Here is a 17,214-nt window from a genome sequence, read left to right on the forward strand (position 1 = left end):
CAGCCGTACCTCCCCCTGCTGACTCCCGGTGGCGAGTACCGGCCGGCCGTCCATTTGGCCCCACGCACCCCACAACACAGGGCTGTTGTGCCCGGTCAGAGGCTCCAGTAGCGCGCTGCGTTCCACCGGATCCCACAGGTGAACCGGTCCCGTGTAGGTTCCGGTGGCCAGTACGGTGGCATGCCCGACTGAGCCCCATGCCCCCCACATTCCAGCCGCGCTGCGAGGCCCGGGCATGGGCTCACCCAGTCCGGTCGGCGATGGTCCCCATAGCCGCGCCTCGGTCCTGCCGTCGGGGGAGGCCGGGTCCCAGAGCCGCACCGTGCCCTCTGCGCCGGCCGTTGCCAGCAGTGGCCGGCCCGCCACATCCCCCCACGCCCCCCACAGCACCGGCCCTTCGTGGCCACTCCAGGGCATTCCCCACTGCGCTCCGCCCGTCGGGTCGCACAGCCGCACCCTGCCGCGAGCATCGCCAGTGGCCAGCACCGGCCGACGATCCAGTTCGCCCCATACCCCCCACAGCGCACCGCCGTCATGTCTCGGCAGGGGTTCCCCGACCGGCACTCCACGCAGAACAGGTGACCCGACGCTGCCGCTCATGGCAGGAATGTACGAGGCTGGGACACCTCCGCCTCGGTAGGCGCTGCGGGAGACGATCGATGAATCCTCGGCTCGCCCTTGGCCCTCCCTGTGCAGGAGGCGCCGGCCGGCTGGGGAGTGTCCAGCCGCCTGGACTGACCCATTCAGGTGTCGTGGGGGATGGGCCCCGCGGCCTGAAAGCCCTGTGAGCCCCGCTGGGGCTCTGCCGGGTGAGGGAAGGTCCATTCATACCAGACCGATTGAGATAGACCCCCCAGAGGGCCATTGTGGGCTTCGCTTTTTTCCCTTTTGGTCGAAACTGTTTGATTCCTTCTGATCGCATGGCTACCAGCAACGAACCGTAGGGGGAGCCGGAGCTCAATCGCTCGCTCTCGCCCAGGGCCGGTAGCTCCTCAGCCCTGGCGGGCTTGCGGTGCCCCGCCGGGGCGGTGACGCAAAGTCGGCGACTGCCGGCTGTGTCGACTTCGAAGAATGGCAGCGTGGCTGAGGCCGGTGGGTGGTGCAGGTGGCCACTGATCGTGATGTGTTCGGGGAACCCTCCGATGTGGCCGGCATTCGGTGGTACCGGTATCGAGCCCTGAGGAAGAGTCCCGTGACCGGTTGGTCACCGGGCGGGACCCGGTGGACACGAGGGTGCCAGGGTGTTGCGGCTGACGTGGAGAGAGATGCCGACCGATGGGCCGGTGGTCGCGCGTGATGCGAGCAGGTTGCCCGCATGACGTGCCGGCCCTGTGACCCTGACAGGTGGTCGCACTGCTCTTTAGAAGAGGGCGGCGCGCTGAAATGCCTCTGACCTGCAGCTATCTGAGTCTCCATGTGCTGTGTGGAGCACCTTTGGTCCTGTGAAATGTGTACCTGGCGAGCACATTTGGCCCGGAAATCAAGCACCCGTTGACTTTCCGGACAGCCCATCAGGCGCCGAGTCTTCGCAGGTCGAAGCGCTGCGCCGAGGGCCGCGAAGACCCGAGTCCACCCACTGGACCGCACGGAGATGTGCCGCTATCGCGACACGCAAAATCAAGTGGTGGTGGACTTTCGGGGCACAGCGATGCAAAAACTTCACGTGCCGTGGATTTTTGGAGCGTCGCCGGGTGTGGCGGGGCATCTGAGTTCCTGTGCGGCGTGCCGGTGCGTCAAAAGACAAGCAGGCGTTGATTTTTGGATAGTCTCGGATCGCCTGAGTAACAAGGAGGTCCTGTGACATCTGATCCGCCCGCCCGTCGTCGACAGCGCGGGCCCCGGCCTGTCCCCGCACCCACCGCGGCAGGCAACGATGCCGAGTTCGGAGACATCCTGGCCGTCCTCGGCCGGCAACTCGGGGAGAAGGTGGCCGAGGCCGCCGACCCCGGCGGCCGTCGCCGGCTCAAGGGCGTCCACTTCGAGTACGCAGCCGACCCACGGTCAGTTCACGACATGGCGGGCGGTGCCGGCTACAGCCTGGCCAGCAACTGGTTCACACAGCTGCTGGCCCAGCTCGCCGTCGCCAACAGCATCACCAAATCGCAGCTCTGCGTTTTCCTGTTCGTAGCCGGCGGGCAGGTACCGGGCACTGGAATCGCCCAGTACACACAGCAGGAGATCACCGACGGACTCAACAAGGTCGCCGCTCAGAAGGGCGGCAAGATGATCACACGCTCCACCGTGAACCGTGCCGTCCAGGCACTGTGCGGCTACCACTGGGTGGAGAAGGCCGGAAACGGCCGGATCCAGATGAACGTGCGCCTGTGGTTCCACGGCAACAGCACCGCTCAACACGACGTCCTCGCCGAGATCGCCGGACGCCACGACCGTAACCCCGAGGCCTTCCCCTACGCGGTGGGACCCGAAAGCGCCCATCAGGAGGAACTGGACCTCGACTTCGGAGCCGACACGGGCGTCCGTGGAAGGAAACGAACCGGGTGATAGCGCTGCCAGGCCCACCTCTGGGCAACCGAACACGAGGAAGGCCATCCCATGGCTAATGTCATGTCTCCGATCGTCGCGGAGCGCATCTGGGCCCTGCCCCTGTCAGGATCCGCCGTCAAGTTCCTCCAGTACCTCCTCTACCGAAGCGACTTCGGGGGAACAATTCCGGTACGACAGAGGGACATGGCAGCGGAATACGGCGTCACGCCTCAGGCCGTCAGCGGACTCATGGCACCCCTGTGCGCCCTGAACATCGTCCTGAGACCGCGCAGTGAGGAGCGGAACGGCAACTCGTACCGCCTTCACCCTCTCGCGGCGAAGTACGAGACTCCCGAAGCCATGGAGGCCGCGTTCCGGGACACCCTCGTCCGCATCCAGGCCGGGGACCTGCCCAATCTGAAGCTCCCCACCTACCACCAGACGCCGCCCGCTCCTACGGGCCGGCCGAAGCTGCAGGTCGCCTGACCTGGGCCGACGTAACAGGCAAGAGGGCCCTCCACCGCAGTGGTGGAGGGCCCTCTTCGCCTGAGTAACAGATGGTCTCCTCAGTATATCCGCCGCCCAGCTGAAACGGGCAGCCGCACTACGCCACATACGATGACGCCGGACGCGACCCGGCCGGCTACTCACGCCCAAGCGAGTATCTGCGCCCATACCGCGCCCGCGGCGCCAGGCCTACCGTGGACGCCATGAGCACCGACCATCTCGACCTTGCGCCAGGCAGCCAGCACACCGGCATGGCATCCCTCACCCTGGGTATCAGCGCGTTCCTGGCCCTCGGAACCCTGCCGGCCCTGCCGTACCTCGTCCTCCTTGCCCTGCCTCTCGGCGTCGCGGCCGTCGCATCGGGCATCCGGGCACTACGCCACGGAGCGGCCGCACCCTCCGGACGGATCACCTCGGTCACGGGGATCGCACTCGGCTCGCTGGGCATCCTGGGCTGGGCGGCCCTGATGGTCCTTTGGTACCTGGTGGACCAGGCCGTGAGCCACTGACCGAACAGGCTGAGATGGCGGGTCACAGCACGGCATCGGCGATCCTTCCCGGTGCTGCGTTCACCCCTGGCTGTGAGGAGCGTACTCACCGGCCAGCGACCGACGGGGAACTCCGAAGCCGGTTGAGGCGCTCAAGAAATCGCAGGTGGGGAGCTGCCGCGGAGGGGGGAGCGACTGAAGCGACTGAACTTCAGGCATGCCAGGACCATCCGAGCGGTCACGGAAAACGACCCCCGCTCCTTCCCGTACGACCAAGGCGACCGGCCACCCCCGGTCCCGGGGCCTTCGCAGGCAATCTCGCTTCAGTCGCTTCCAGGAAGTCGCAGTTCACAGCCATTTCGCCAACAGGTCAGCGACTGAAGCGACTGAAGGTCGGACACATGTCCTCGTCTTTGGATCCCGGCGGGAAACGTCAGACGTCGGCAGCTTGCGCGGGCCTCTCAGACCGTTGGGTCTTCCGGCCCTTGCTGCCAGCCGTCAAAGTGGTCGGGTCGACGGCTTCGGCCGGGGCTCCGGAGGCGTAGAGACCGTCCGGAACGGTGTCGCGATCGTGGGGCAGGAGCCAGAAGACACGTCGGCGGAAGGTCCCGCTGGAGCGGGAGGGCTTCGCCTGCGGCCCCAGCTGCGCATAGCCGACGAGGCGGCCGTCGCGGTGGTAGGCGGGCTTGCCTCGGCGGGTGGGGAGCCGGTCGAGTGACTGGCGGACGTAGTCGAGTTCGGTGACGTCTTCGAGCCAGATCAGGTCGACTTCGTGGTGGATCTCGTCCTCGGAGATGAGCGAGCTCATGCGTTCTCCTCCTCTGCGAGCAGTCCGATGCCGGGGTAGTACTTCTTCGAGTTAGACAAGATCATTTCTTTGGGTGAGGCCAGGCCTACGAGCTCGCGGGCCCGAGCCGCGAAGGCTCGGGAGGAGATGGTGGGTGCGCCCTCATTCTGGCACCAGGTGCGGTAGACGCTGTAGAGGCGGGCTTGTTCGGCCCGGTGGTCGGAGTGGAAGGTGCAGCATTCTTCGAAGAAGCGGCCGGTGTGGTCTTCGGTCTCCGCGTACGCGGTGGTCGCGATCCGGACCGGGGCGGGCCCGGTGAGGTCCTTCTCGCCGGCCAGGTAGCGGCGTGCGCCGTCGATGAGCCAGGCGAGGATGCCCGGGCCTTCCTCGGTGACGAGGATGTCGGCGAGGTTGTCGATCTTCCGGTCGTCCGGGACGACCTTCTCGAAGGGGACCAGCCTCATACGACGCCAGAAGGCGAAGCCTCCGGTGCCGACCTCGGGGCGGTGGTTGCCGATGAGCCAGAGCTTGTGGGTCGGGGCGAAGGAGAAGAAGTCCTGCCTCATCCGCCGGGCCTTGATCCGGTCGCCGCCGGTGAGGAGCTTGACTCGGGCTTCGTCGAACTTGTCGCCGGGCTTGACCTCCGAACAGACGATGACGCGCCGGCCGTGGAGCTCGGCGAGTTCGGTGGGGTGGCCGTCGAAGGTGCGGGCCATCAGGAAGCCGGGCGGGGCGGCGTCGGCATAGTCGCCCAGGAGCTTCATCAGGACGTCGAGGAGAACGGACTTGCCGTTCTTGCCGGCCCCGAAGAGGAAGGGCATGACCTGGGCGCCGACGTCTCCGGTGATGGAGTAGCCGAGCATCAGGTGCAGGAAGTCGATCATCTCCCGGCCTTCGGCGTCGGTGCCGAAGGTGTCGGTCAGGAAGCGTTCCCAGCGGGGGGTGGGCTGTTGCTTGGGGCCGGTGGAGGTCGAGCGGGAGTGGAAGTCCTTGTCGGGCTGGGGCGCGCGGACGAGTCCGGTGTACAGGTCGACAACGCCCGCGGGGGTGCACAGGGCGTACGGGTCCGCGTCGAGGAGCTCGGCCCGCAGGACCATGCCGGGGGCCGACTTGGCCTGGGTCAGCATCGCGTTCATTCCGGAGGTGCTCAGCGCGCGGCGGCGGTGCTTCTGCAGCGACTGGTTGCTGTGGATACCGCGGGGATCGGTCGTTGCGATGGCCTCGGCAAGGTCGCCCGCGGCCCAGACGACCGTGTCGTCCTCGTCGACCTGCCAGCGGGTGGTGTCCCAGCGGTACCAGCCCAGGCCGGGAACGTGGCGGTAGTCACCCGCGTACAGACGGACGAAGAGCTTGGCGTTGCCACGGTCGCTGAGGGTGTCGGGCAGGAGTCCGGCGGCAGTCGCGTGATCCACGTGCGTCCGTTCACCGCCCTGCGCAGGCAGGGGCGGCGGGGGCTGGGCAAGGATCTGCGCGGCGACGGCCTCGGGGTCGAAGTCGAAGAGGAAGCTGTCGGTTTCGGGTGCGGGGCTCACCGGCGGCCTCCAAGGTGCAGGGGGCGCTGGGCGCCGGCGGCCATGCCGCTGCGGATGATCTGGGCCGAGCGCTGCTCCTGGCCGGGACGGGCTGCCATGGCAGCTTCCCTCAGGGCTTCCTGGGCAGCAGAGTCGGTGACGTGGCCGGCCGCAACAAGCCCGCCAAGGGTGTACGCGACCCTGTTGAGCTTCTCGGTGAAGCCGGCCCCTTCCGTCACCTGAGCGCACGCCGTGACGTCGGCGAGGAGCGCACTCAGGAGACGTGAGGTTTTGTCCTGGCCTCCGCCGGCTGCGAGGACGGCCTGTCGGGCACGCGGTGGAACGGGGCGTGGCGCAGGAATGTGCGAGGCCGGCAGGTGACCGGTCCGCTGGAGTTCCTGGGCCAGCCACGCGGGCAGCGGGGCCGGCTGCCGGACCTGCCCCAGCGGCTTGTACGTCCCCGCGGGCGTACTCGTGCCCGGCACGACGATGTAGCCGCCGTGCGCTCGGACATCCACCTGCCAGGCGAGGGCCCTCTTTCCGGATCCTGTCGAGCACTGCCACTGACGGCCGTCGGTGGCCCGGTACCAGACGTGCATGCCGCCCGAGGGCGTCCGTACACGCAAGGTCGAGCCGTCGTCGGCGGGGGAGGTCTCACCGCGGAGAGCCGCCAGCACGGCCAAGGAGTGAAAGCCCGTCCGTAGGCCTCGCAGATCGACGGCGTCCCCGACCGGGATCCCCGGCAGGAGCCGGTCACGGGAGGGCAGTTCACCCGCATGCGCATCGATGTCGATGACGACCAGGTCTGCGGGCCCGCAGGCAACGCCGACGCCCAGGGCCGGGTTCCTGGTCCACCAATCCTCGATACGGGAGTAGTCCAGGGTCGCTGCATGGAAACCGTGACACCACCGGCCGGCCTGCAGGCAGGGGCAGTCGGTGTGAGTGTGGCCCGGCTCAGCACAGTCCCGGCAGTTTGCGGTGGGCGTTTTGCGGCCAGGCGCAAGCGGGTGGACGGGCCAGCCGTTGCTGGCACACCACCGTGCCAGCGTCAGACCGGCGACCGAGCGCTCAGAGGTCGGCTGCCCTGAGTCGCTGCGAGAAAACCGCAGCTCAGAAGGCATGTACTTCCCCTCACAGCGACTGAAGCGACTCAACAACGAACACAGACTAGCGAAGTCAGCCAGGAACCGTGCGCAGCGTGTCGGGGCCGTCCGGCCCGGCGTGTCGGCTTTCGACCCGGCGGGGGGCCCTGGAGCGACTGACGGGAAGACCAAAGCGACCCAACCGCTTCAGTCGCTTTGAGTCGCTGTCAGGAAAGCCGCAGGTCAAGAGCCTGTAACCCTTCCAACAGCGACTGAAGCGACTGAAGCCCCCTATATATGACGCACACGCGCACACAGGAATGTCCTCATATACCGGAAGTTGAGTCGCTTCAGTCGCTGCCTGGACTCCCAAACACTATCTGACCTGCGGTTTTCTCAAGCGACTCAAGCAAGCGACTCAACTTTTCAAGGTCGCTCCCCGGCCTCCGAGGCCAGCCTGAGCACCATGGTCCGATGAGAGTCAGACGCAGCGACGGTGGACAAGGGGGCCGAAGAATGGCTGCGCAGGTCGCATGAGCACAGTTTTGAAGTTGAGTCGCTTCAGTCGCTCAAGCGCGGTCCCAGCCAGTGCTGACCTGGGGCTTTTCACAGCGACTGAAGCAGCGCGGGCTCGGTCTCGACCTGGCTGGTCATCTCGGCGCAGCGGTGAGTGTGCGGTCGGGAGCAACCTGCCGGCCCGGTCCTGGCCGGGCTCCAGTTCCCCTCACTCGGGCCCTCGGGCAGACAAGCAACGGCGCCCTCCGGCGTCCCGCGGCCGGGCCGTGTTCCAGAAGCCGATCAGCTGGCGGCTGTTGAGAGCCTGTGGGCCGCAGACCTCGGCGACGGCGCGGGCTGTCGTCGCGGCTCGTGAACGCGTTCGGGGCCGGGACCGGCGCCCTTTCACCATCTGGTGGGGAAGGATGTACGCCATCGCGGCGGCCACCAGCCATGGGCGAGGGGCCACCGCGATGGCTGAACTGGAAGACCTGATCGGGGAACTGGGACATCTGTCCGGCGCCCAGCGAGACCTCCTGCTGGACGCCCGGGTGATCCGAGCATGGGTGCTCATCGACGGCGGGCGGCCCGTTGAAGCGGAGGCCGAGGCCAGGGCGATCCTGCGGGCGCTGACACGGATCGAGCGCCTGTGCGATGTGCGGCTCCTCGAACTGCGCGCCCTGCACCTGCTGGGCGAGGCCTTGTGCGTCCTTGACCGGCACGACGAAGCGGAGAAGGTTGCCCGCTGGCACCTACAGCGCGCCGACGGACAGCTGGCGCCCGCCCTGCATCGTCTGCTGGTTCGCAGCCTGTCCGGACAAGGGCGTCACGAAGAGGCCTTGACCGAGTCACGCAAGACCTTCCCCGAGTCCCTTCCTTTCGCCAGCGGGCGAGCTGGAACTCGCCACAGCCGTCGCCCTCCACGGCCTGGGCCGCCACGAGGAAGCGGCGGCAGAAGCCCTACGCGCGCTGGCCGCATGCGAGCGGTACCTCCACCCGGAAAACCCGCGCATCGGCGAGATCCATGCGCTACTGGCCGGTATCGCATCTGCCTGATGCGGTCGCTTTCTGAAGGCCTGGCTCCGCCAGGCCTTCTCCTCGCGTTCGGTCAGAACCCGGAAGAGGAGTTCGGCGGCTCGGCCGTCGGCACGGCCGTAGCGGGCGATCGTCCTGGTCAGCTGCTGCCCGGACCTGCGCGCCCGTCCCGCGGTTCTGGTGACCGCGGTTTTGCCTTTGTGGCAACTATCGTGCCCCGGCACACCGTCGGGAGGTGCCATCGGGTTGGCCCGAGCTCAGAACGCCACGTCGATGTAGTCGATGTCGGTGAGTTCGACTTCGAGGTCGTCGGCGCGGGTGCCGCCGTCCTTGAAGTAGATCTCTTGCAGCCCTTCGGCGACGATCGCGCGCAGTTCCGGATCCTGGGCGCCCTGCTGCTGGGCGTCGAAGAGGCGCTGTGCGTAGGCGGGCGGGAGGTGGACGGTGAGGCGTCGCATGCGGCCGTCGTCGGTGGTGCCCACGGGCGCGGTGTAGCCGAACCGGGCGCGGGTCTCCACGGTGATGCCGGTTGCGGTGGCGGCCTGCTTGCGGCGGCGGCCGCGCACGACTGGCTGCCAGCGTGCGCGTACGGCGGTGTCGATCCGGTCGGTGATCGCCTTCGGCGGGGTCTTGCGTGCGCCGGTGAGGTAGCGCTCGACGGAGCGCTGGCTGACGCCGAGCTCCTGCGCGACGGCCTTGGTCGTCTTCAGCTTGCTCATGAGGAAGTTGATGCGGCCCTTCAACGTCTTGGGCGGCTCGCGGGTGAACGATTCCCGGTCGGCGCGCTCGATCGCGTCTTCAATCTCTCCCACGGTGATCCTCAGCTCCCTTCGGGGTGGGGTCCTGGCCGGCGGGGTCGACCAGCCGGAACCGGGTCCCGCGTGTCTCGCGCAGGTCGTACCGCCACGGTGAGAACCGCGGCGAGGCCCGGTAGGCGCGCGTGGAGAGCTGCCGGGGCCTCGCCGCGCGCCTCCAAGCGGTCCAGCGTCCGCTCCAGCTCCGCGCCGGCCTCCGGCGAGGGCGTGCCGATGTCGGTCGCCATGCTCCTACTCGCCCTCGTCGAGGACGGCGTCGCCGCCCTTGATGTGGCGGGCCGGGTTGAGGCCCTTCTCCATCAGGTCCACGGCCCACGCCATCTCCTGCACGCCTTCCACCTTTGCCGCGCCGGGGGTGGGGCCGAGCCGGAAGGAGCCGGGGAGCGGCTTGCCGGAGGTGGTGTAGGGAAGGAAGTCGAGCGGGGACGGCCCGTACGACGCGTAGACGACGCAGTCGGAGAGTACGCCGAGCGGGTATTGCCCGGTGGCTTTGGCGACGTTGGCCATCTTGCGGTGCATGTTGACGCGTGCCTTGGAGATGACCGCAGCGCGGATGTCGGGCCGCCAGGTCGGGCGTTCCAGCGCCGGCCACCGCTCGCCGTCGCGGTAGTGCCGTCCCTGCGGCCGCTCGCGCAGCTTCCCGACCCCGCCCTTGACGGTCGCCTTGATCGCCGACAGGACGGCTGCCAAGCCCGGATCCACCCGCTTGTGCTGCTCCATCGCGGCGAGGAACTGCCGGTCGTCCAGTTCGGCGGTGACGCCGAGGTCGGCGAGCGTGTCGAGGTAGGCGGTCTTGAGGCGGTCGTGCCACGGATCCAGGTAGGCGCCGGTCTCCCGCCGTAGGTACGCCTCCACCGGCCGCACCTCGTAGCCGAGTTCCTGGGCGTAGGCGAGGGTGTGCGTCTGGTACCAGGCCGGCCCCGTCGGCCGCTGCCCGGACGGTGTGAACGGCGAGGGCAGGCGAGGGTCCAGCTCGAACCCGGACAGGTCCACCAGCCAGCTGCCTGGGATCTTCTTGTTGAACTTCGGTGTGTGGAAGTGGTCGGGGCCGGACAGGCCGACGACCAGGCGCGCGGAGGCGGCGAGGAACGCGGTGTTGATGTCCAGGCCGACCGCATACGGCCGCAGGCACTCCTCATCCGACAGCAGGTCCACGTCACGCACCCACTGAAACGCCTCCTCGTCCAGGAAGCCGCCGGTCCAGCCCTGCGCGACAGGGTGTTCGGCAGGGGCCTCGGGCGGTGCCGGGTCCATCGGCTCGGTGCCGAGGCTGCCGGGGTTGTAGCCGGACTCCCATACGCCCTGGTCGCTCTTGACGGCGCGGGTCGGCGGGCGCAGCGCGGTCATCAGCTCCAGGCCGGAGGTGGCGGTGGAGCCGCGCGGGGTCAGCACCCGGGACGCGTACGTACCGAGGACACGGGCGATCTCGGCCGGCTCCATGCCGGTGACGCCGGGCCAGGAGCGTGCATCGAGCGCGTCCCACGACAGCACCGCGAGCTGCACACACTGCCGCTGCCCGGCCGCGGCAGGCCGGTAGACCCGCGGCCACGGTCCGAAGCCGCGCTGGGTGAGCTTCCACTTCGCCTTGACGAGCTGCTTGACGACGGGGTGGTCGTCCTCCAGGCGCAGCGAGCGGCGCTGCTCGTGGCCCTCAAGGTGTTCCGGCAGCCCCAGCCGCACGGCGGCGGCCGCGGTGAGGACGACCAGCGGGTCGGAGTCCTTCCCGTTGCGGTTCAGCTGCGCGGCACCGAGCCCGGACTCCTTCAGCGTCCACTCCACCAGCTCCGGGACGGTGGCGGCCGGGCAGTCCAGCACGATCCCGTCCACCCCGTACGCGGTGCCGTCGCCGTCGAGGACCGCGAGCGGACCGTGCGGGAACCGCGGGTCGACGGCCGGCTGCGCGGCGGCTTTCCTCGCCGGGCGGCGCGATGTCGCCGAGGGCCCGGCCGTGACCACCGGCGCCTTTACGACCGGCGCCTTCACCACCGGACCCGGTGCAGCGGCGGTGGCGGGCTCGGCGTGTTGCTCCACGGGGCCGGTGAATGCCTCCGGAACGGCCGCAGGCGCGGGTGCGGCGGCCGATGCCGGATAGCGCTCGGCCCAGCCCTCCAGCAGCCGCAGGTACGCCTGCAGACGCGGCGGCCTCGGCTCGGAGCGGCCGTTCTCCCAGTTCTTCACCGTCTGCGGCGTCGACTTCAACGCCTGCGCGAGCTTCGCCTGCGAAACACCGGCCGCTTCACGCAGCCGGGCCCGCTCCGCCGGCGGCGGCAACGCGGGCTCGCCCTCCAGCAGCGCGTCCACCGCCTCGAACAGCTCTTCCTGACTCGGCATCACTCCACCTCCATCCCGGACACTAGTCTATTTTAACCGTGAAATCACGGTTGGATTTAGCCCTTGCGGGTATTCTTCCGGGTGGCTGTGCCCATGAGGCGCGGGCAGCGCTTTGGCGTCGGCTCGTGTCCTGTGCCCTCTAAGTTCAGGGGCGGTGGGGCGCAGCTCGCGGGTGCGTACGCGCTCTACATCACCCTCGCCCGGGAACCCCAGGCGGCCGAGGCCGCCGAAACCCAGTGGCTCTTCGGGGTCGGCCCTGCATACGTTCGGTGCATGGCTGACGACTGCTTCGGGCATCCGCGACTGGCCGCGATCTACGATCCGCTCGACCCCGACCGCAGCGATCTCGATGCCTACCTCCGCATCGCGGAAGAGTTCGAGGCGCACCGAGTTCTGGACATCGGCTGCGGTACAGGGGTGTTCGCACTCCTCCTCGCCGACCGCGGGGTCGACGTCGTCGGCATCGATCCCGCCCAGGCATCCATCGATGTCGCCCGGGCCAAACCGGGCAGTGAGCGAGTGCGCTGGATCTGCGGTGACGCGACAGCCCTCCCGCCAGTGCAGGTCGACCTCGCGACGATGACCGCGAACGTCGCCCAGGCCATCGTTGATCCGGGCGCCTGGCAGGCGACTCTGCGGGGAGCCTGCGAGGCGCTACGGCCCGGTGGGCACCTGGTCTTCGAGACCCGTGACCCGGCGAGGCGCGCCTGGGAAGAGTGGACCCGCGAGAACTCCCACCGCGTGACGGAGATCCCGGGCGTCGGCTCCGTCGAGAGCTGGGTTCAGCTGATTGAGGTGAGCCGGCCCCTGGTGACCTTCCGCTGGACCTTCGTCTTCGCAGCGGACGGGCAGGTGCTGACCTCGGATTCGACGCTGCGCTTCCGAGGACGCGAAGAGATGGAGACGGACCTGGTCGCCCATGGCTACGTGGTGCAGGACGTGCGCGATGCGCCTGACAGGCCAGGCGATGAGTTCGTCTTCCTCGCACGACGCCCCTGATCCCCAGTGATCCACGCCACTCAAGTTCGATGGCACGGGATGGTCCGGGAGGAGCCGGGCCTACGCGTCCGTCACTGCCCGGTCCGGTCGGTGACGGGCTGCCGGGTGGTGGCCGGTGATGCGAACAGTGCCTGGACGGTTTCGGCGGCCAGGTCTCGCAGCCAGGTGTGGGCGCGGTCGTCGTCGTAGCGCCGGTGCCACAGCAGGTACAGGGGGACATCGGGCAGCTGGAGGGGGAGCGGCAGTGTGACCAGGCCGAGTTGGTCCCGGGCCGCGCGGGTGACCGCGTTGGGAAGGGTGACGACCAGGTCGGTGCCGAGCGCGAGCTGCAGCGCGAAGGCGGCGGTGGGTCCGGCGGCGACGACGCGTCGTTCGAGGCCGCGCGTGGCCAGGACGTCATCGACCTGGTCGCTCAGGCGTCCGCGCCGCGAGACGGTGAGGTGTTCGGCGGCCGCGTAGCGCCCGAGGTCCAGCGGGCCGTCGGTGAGGGGGTGGCCCGGTCGGACGGCGACGACCAGGCGGTCCCTGCCTACGAGGCGGTGGCGGATGTCGGGGAACGCCGGAGTGCTGGAGCTCGATTCGAGGTCGACCTCGCCGCGGCGCAGCTCAGGAGTGTCCGTCCCGGGTTCGGCGGACAGGCGCAGCTGGACGCCCGGAGCCCGGCGGTGGACGGCGGTGATCAGGGCGGTGCCGCAAGCGGCGGCCAGGGCGTCGTGCCAGCGCACGGTGAACACCCGCTCCAGAGCCGCCAGGTCGAGCTCCTCCTGCGCGGACAGAAGGTGGTGGGCCTGCTGCACGAGGGCGTGGACCTGGGCGCGCATCGCCAGCGCGCGGGTGGTGGGGACCATGCTGCGGCCGGTGCGGACCAGGATCTGGTCACCGGTGGCCTTGCGGATGCGGCCGAGGGAGCGGCTCATCGCCGGTGCGGTGACGTGGAGGCGGGCTGCCGCGCCGGCGACGCTGCCCTCTTCCAGCAGGGCGTCCAGGGCGGTCAGCAGGTTCAGATCCAGTTGCATGGCAGGAACTCTACAAGTAACAAGCATGCACTTGTTGTTAATGATCGGGCGGCCTGCCTTCGAGGCACGGGGGCGAGACAACCGCCGCGGTGAAGGCCGCCGGCGTCACTCTGCGCGGCCGCTACACCCCGCACGCCCGGGGCGTGAGCCTGGACGAGGTCGTCGGCGAGATCCACGCCAACGACGCCGGCCCGCAGGCGGACGGCGCCGAAACCGCCGCACAGTAGGCCTTCGGCATGCAGTCACTTCTGTGCGGCGATCAGGATGCAGACCATGCCCACGACGCCCATGAACAGCGTCAGCGTGGCCACGAAGCCCTTCGTGCCGCTGCGGAGTCGATCCGGCCAGCGAGCGGCCGGCGGGTGGGGAAGAACGGCGGCGACCCCTCCGGCGGCGAACGCGAGGAAGATTCCAACCACACAGATCAGGGCGATGAAGGCCCAATCGGTCATGACACGTCCATCTTGAACGGGGCCGGCTGTGAAGGCCGCAGCCGGCCGACGGCGATGCCTAAGTCTTACTCTACCTAGGGTCCTATGTCTATCTCTACCTAGCTAGATAGAGATAGACGTAGACTCCGGGTATGGGTGAGCCGAGAATGACACTGGCCACGCGGGCCGTGCTCGCCGCGTTCCTGGCCAAACCTGCTGACGAGCACTACGGGCTGCAGATCGCCGAGACCGCCGAACTTCCCGGCGGCACGATCTACCCGATCCTGATCCGCCTGGAACAGTGCGGATGGCTGGAGAGCCGCTGGGAGGACATCAACCCCCAGGAAGAAGGGCGACCGCAGCGTCGGTACTACCGGCTGAGCGAGCGTGGAGCCCAGGCGGCCACCGCATCGATGGCCAAGGCGGGCGATCGCAAGCGCCGCACCTTCCTGTCCGCCCGCCCCCAAGGCGGCACTGCGTGATCGAGAGGGTCATGAACGACTTCTCCGGCGTCGCCGGCGTCATCCTGCTGTTACTGGTGATGCTGTCCAACCTGACGCGGACGGGGCGCACGAAGCGCCGCCGGAGTTACGCCCGGGTCAGGGGCCGTGTGCGCGTGCGTAAGCCCCAGGAGTCAGCACGGGCGGAACACGCGGCCCTGTGGTGGGCCCGAGCGAGGGAACTGGAGGACCTCGGGGATGCTGCCGGGGCCGAGAGGGCGATGCACGAGGCGCGTGCCTCGGAGGCGCGTGCGAGGCACGCGGCGGCGGGTGGGGAAACGCACGTCGGGCATGCCTCCGCCGTGTCCAAGGCGGCCCTTGCGGAGGCGGCCGCCCGTGAACCGGCTCGCAAGGAAGACCGCGAGGCTGAGCGGCGTATCGCGCTGGCGCTCCTGTTCGTACCGCCGGGTCAGCGTGAGCGCTACCGGCAGGAGTGGCTCAACGAGATGATGCAGCTGAGGCCCGCGGAGGCGGCCACGTTTGCGCTGCATCTTCTTCTGCTGGCACCAAGGATGGGCATCTTGCTATGGCTCAAAAGGGCGTTCGGTCGCAGGCCCGCTTGATGGACGGTCCGCGCCGCAGCACGGTCGGTAGGGATCCGGACGGGGCGATGAACAAGGCGAACACCCGACAGCTGTGGTCCTACAAGGAGATCGCCGCACACATCCGCGTACAGCGGGCGACGGTGCGCTCCTATCACGGGCACGGTCTTCTCCCCCCTCCCGACTACGTGGAGGGCGGCCGGCCCTACTGGCACGCCGGCACCATCCGCGCATGGGCGGCCCGCCGACCCGGTGCCCGGTCGAAACTCCAGGTGACTCAAGCGGCGAGTCCGGTCCGTGAAAGAGCTGAGCGACGCATCGCTCTGGCCCTCGTCTTCGTGCCGATGGGGCACCGTGAGCGCTACAGGCAAGAGTGGGCCAACGAGATGGCGCAACTGAGTCCGCAGGAAGCGGCGGTGTTCGCGCTCCATCTGCTGCTCTTGGCGCCGAAGATGGGCATGCTGCTGGCGCTCAAACGGATCTTCGGCCGAGAGGCCGCCTGACCCCGTTACACCCCGGCCCCGAGCAGGAAGCCGACAACGCCGTCCACCGTAGGGCCCGTGCTCGGGTCGAGCACGTCCTCTCACGGATGAAGAACCGGAACATCCTGCGTGACTGACCGCCGCCTGCGCAGAGCCGGGGTGCACGCACCAGGCCATGCTCGGCGTGGCACGGCTGCACAAGCCCGCCATGACCGGTTGAGACACACCGGCGTGCTCGTCAGCGCAGCCGGCGGCCGGACGGGCGGGCAGGCGGGCAGGCGGGCAGGCGGGTGAATCCGGTGATCCTCCACGCCGCAAAGGCGGCGGTGACGGCGATCTGGGCAGAGGACAGCACGGACATGTTCATTGGGGAGCCTCCGGGTTGGGAGGGTGAAGGTGGTGGTGGGAGGCCCCGTGAGGCGGGGCGCCGGGGTCAGCGCTCGGGCTTGGGGGGCCGCTGCATCAGCGCGGCCGCGGCCCGGTCGAGGGTGACCTTGTCGTTCAGCAGGGCGGAGATCACGTCGGTGATCGGCATTTCGACGCCGTGGGCGCGGGCCAAGGCGAGGATCGCCTCCGCGCTCTTGACGCCCTCGGTGGTCGTTCGGGTGGCGGCCGTGGCTTCGGCAACGGTCAGGCCGTGGCCGAGGTGGGTGCCGAAGGTCCGGTTGCGGGAGAGCGGGGATGAGCAGGTGGCCACCAGGTCGCCCACGCCGGCAAGCCCTGCGAGGGTGGCCGGGTGGGCGCCCATGGCCGTGGCCAGGCGGGTGGCCTCGGCCAGCCCGCGGGTGATGAGCATGGCCGCGGCGTTGTCGCCCATGCCCATGCCCGAGGCGACGCCGACCGCCAGGGCGATGACGTTCTTCACCGCGCCGCCCAGTTCGCAGCCGATCACGTCGGTGCTGGTGTAGGGCCGGAAGCAGGGCGTATGGCACGCGGCTTGGAAGCGGCGGGCTGCGTCTTCATCGGGGCAGGCGATCGTGGCGGCGGCAGGCTGGCCGGCCATGATCTCAGCTGCGAGGTTCGGGCCCGACAGCACCGCGACCCGGTCCGCGCGGACGCCGGTCACCTCGGTGACGACCTGGCTCGCACGCAGTCCGCTGTCCGCTTCGATGCCCTTCATCAGCGACACGATCAGGGTGTCGGGTCCGATGTTCGGCGCCCACACGGCAAGGCAGGCCCGCAGGGACTGCGCGGGGATGGAGAGCACGAGGAAGTCCGCGCCATCCAGAGCGGCAACCGGATCGGTCGTCGCCGTCACGGCTGCGGGCAGCTCGACGTCCGGGAAGTAACCCGGGTTTCGGTGGCTGGCGTTGATCGCGTCGGCGATCTCGCTGCGGCGGGCGTGCACCACGACGCCGGTACCGGCGTCGGCCATGATCTTGGCGACGGCGGTGCCCCAGGCCCCGGCCGAGAGTACCGCCGCACGGGCAGAGCGGTACGGGGTCACTGCGGGGTCCTCTCGCTGGACGCGGGCCCCTCGCCAAGGTAGCGGCCGGGTCCGCGCATCGTATCGGCCGCGCCGCCCGCCGCAGGGTCTGCCGGGCGCCGCAGGGCCAGCGGGACGGCGCGGCGTCCGCGTAGCCGGGGGAGCACCCGGTGGGCCTCGCTCAGCATGCGCTGGGTCCGGACCTCGTCCGGCCGCGCCTCCAGTGCGGGAAATCGCGTTCGACCACCACGGGGTCGGTGCCCTCGCGGGTGGCGCTCGCCGT

General features: G+C 69.2%; 16 protein-coding genes and 2 pseudogenes. 8 read left to right on the forward strand and 10 right to left on the reverse strand.

Annotation, left to right across the window (positions count from 1 at the left end; all coding sequences use genetic code 11):
• Window positions 1-1,797 precede the first annotated feature (1,797 nt).
• From ACFY0D_RS26340 to ACFY0D_RS26350, 3 genes are all read left to right on the forward strand, one after another.
• Window positions 1,798-2,502 (forward strand): hypothetical protein, encoded by a 705-nt coding sequence (locus tag ACFY0D_RS26340; RefSeq protein ID WP_390800525.1) that lies wholly within the window; start codon window positions 1,798-1,800, stop codon window positions 2,500-2,502.
• 51 nt (window positions 2,503-2,553) lie between these two features.
• Window positions 2,554-2,970, forward strand: a complete 417-nt coding sequence (locus tag ACFY0D_RS26345) for a hypothetical protein (protein ID WP_390800526.1) — start codon at window positions 2,554-2,556, stop codon at window positions 2,968-2,970.
• 224 nt (window positions 2,971-3,194) lie between these two features.
• Entirely contained in the window at window positions 3,195-3,500 is a 306-nt protein-coding gene (locus ACFY0D_RS26350) for a hypothetical protein (protein WP_390800527.1), read from the forward strand.
• A 412-nt stretch (window positions 3,501-3,912) separates the two neighbouring features.
• On the opposite strand, the gene ACFY0D_RS26355 is transcribed toward ACFY0D_RS26350, so the two are convergent.
• The 6 genes and pseudogenes from ACFY0D_RS26355 to tap all read right to left on the reverse strand — a co-directional run bounded on the left by ACFY0D_RS26355 (window position 3,913) and on the right by tap (window position 11,535).
• Entirely contained in the window at window positions 3,913-4,287 is a 375-nt protein-coding gene (locus ACFY0D_RS26355; protein ID WP_390800528.1) for a DUF6009 family protein, read from the reverse strand.
• Window positions 4,284-5,798, reverse strand: a complete 1,515-nt coding sequence (locus tag ACFY0D_RS26360) for a phage/plasmid primase, P4 family (protein ID WP_390800529.1) — start codon at window positions 5,796-5,798, stop codon at window positions 4,284-4,286. The genes ACFY0D_RS26355 and ACFY0D_RS26360 overlap by 4 nt, the downstream gene beginning before the upstream one ends.
• Window positions 5,795-6,898, reverse strand: a complete 1,104-nt coding sequence (locus tag ACFY0D_RS26365) for a bifunctional DNA primase/polymerase (protein WP_390800530.1) — start codon at window positions 6,896-6,898, stop codon at window positions 5,795-5,797. The genes ACFY0D_RS26360 and ACFY0D_RS26365 overlap by 4 nt, the downstream gene beginning before the upstream one ends.
• Window positions 6,899-8,445: 1,547 nt before the next feature.
• Window positions 8,446-8,538: pseudogene (locus ACFY0D_RS26370) on the reverse strand (AAA family ATPase); the annotation flags it as partial.
• Between the two features lie 108 nt (window positions 8,539-8,646).
• A complete protein-coding gene (gene tpg, locus ACFY0D_RS26375) occupies window positions 8,647-9,201 on the reverse strand; it encodes a telomere-protecting terminal protein Tpg (RefSeq protein WP_390800531.1) in 555 nt (184 codons plus the stop codon).
• A 234-nt stretch (window positions 9,202-9,435) separates the two neighbouring features.
• Complete coding sequence (gene tap, locus ACFY0D_RS26380; RefSeq protein WP_390800532.1) at window positions 9,436-11,535, reverse strand: telomere-associated protein Tap; 2,100 nt, start codon at window positions 11,533-11,535, stop codon at window positions 9,436-9,438.
• 273 nt (window positions 11,536-11,808) lie between these two features.
• Between tap and ACFY0D_RS26385 the strand changes: the two genes are divergently transcribed.
• Entirely contained in the window at window positions 11,809-12,534 is a 726-nt protein-coding gene (locus tag ACFY0D_RS26385; protein ID WP_390800533.1) for a class I SAM-dependent methyltransferase, read from the forward strand.
• 71 nt (window positions 12,535-12,605) lie between these two features.
• Here the strand turns inward: ACFY0D_RS26385 and ACFY0D_RS26390 are convergent, their stop codons facing one another.
• On the reverse strand, window positions 12,606-13,550 hold the full coding sequence (locus ACFY0D_RS26390; protein ID WP_390800534.1) for a LysR family transcriptional regulator: 945 nt from the start codon (window positions 13,548-13,550) through the stop codon (window positions 12,606-12,608).
• 89 nt (window positions 13,551-13,639) lie between these two features.
• Between ACFY0D_RS26390 and ACFY0D_RS26395 the strand changes: the two genes are divergently transcribed.
• Window positions 13,640-13,777: a hypothetical protein gene (locus ACFY0D_RS26395; RefSeq protein WP_390800535.1), complete on the forward strand. Its 138-nt coding sequence runs from the start codon at window positions 13,640-13,642 to the stop codon at window positions 13,775-13,777.
• A gap of 15 nt (window positions 13,778-13,792) precedes the next feature.
• On the opposite strand, the gene ACFY0D_RS26400 is transcribed toward ACFY0D_RS26395, so the two are convergent.
• Window positions 13,793-14,002, reverse strand: a complete 210-nt coding sequence (locus ACFY0D_RS26400) for a hypothetical protein (protein WP_390800536.1) — start codon at window positions 14,000-14,002, stop codon at window positions 13,793-13,795.
• A 131-nt stretch (window positions 14,003-14,133) separates the two neighbouring features.
• Between ACFY0D_RS26400 and ACFY0D_RS26405 the strand changes: the two genes are divergently transcribed.
• The 3 genes and pseudogenes from ACFY0D_RS26405 to ACFY0D_RS26415 form a co-directional block, all read left to right on the forward strand.
• Window positions 14,134-14,463, forward strand: a complete 330-nt coding sequence (locus tag ACFY0D_RS26405; RefSeq protein WP_390800537.1) for a PadR family transcriptional regulator — start codon at window positions 14,134-14,136, stop codon at window positions 14,461-14,463.
• Window positions 14,460-15,044, forward strand: a complete 585-nt coding sequence (locus ACFY0D_RS26410; RefSeq protein WP_390800538.1) for a hypothetical protein — start codon at window positions 14,460-14,462, stop codon at window positions 15,042-15,044. Before ACFY0D_RS26405 ends, ACFY0D_RS26410 begins: the two co-directional genes overlap by 4 nt.
• Window positions 15,045-15,091: 47 nt before the next feature.
• Window positions 15,092-15,289: pseudogene (locus ACFY0D_RS26415) on the forward strand (helix-turn-helix transcriptional regulator); the annotation flags it as partial.
• Window positions 15,290-15,743: 454 nt separating this feature from the next.
• Here ACFY0D_RS26415 and ACFY0D_RS26420 read toward each other — a convergent pair.
• Entirely contained in the window at window positions 15,744-15,872 is a 129-nt protein-coding gene (locus ACFY0D_RS26420) for a hypothetical protein (protein WP_390800539.1), read from the reverse strand.
• Between the two features lie 66 nt (window positions 15,873-15,938).
• Complete coding sequence (locus ACFY0D_RS26425; protein WP_390800540.1) at window positions 15,939-16,952, reverse strand: NAD(P)H-dependent glycerol-3-phosphate dehydrogenase; 1,014 nt, start codon at window positions 16,950-16,952, stop codon at window positions 15,939-15,941.
• Window positions 16,953-17,214: the final 262 nt, after the last annotated feature.

The sequence above is a fragment of the Streptomyces sp. NPDC001502 genome (assembly GCF_042894785.1).
GTDB classification, from domain to species: Bacteria; Actinomycetota; Actinomycetes; order Streptomycetales; family Streptomycetaceae; genus Streptomyces; species Streptomyces kutzneri.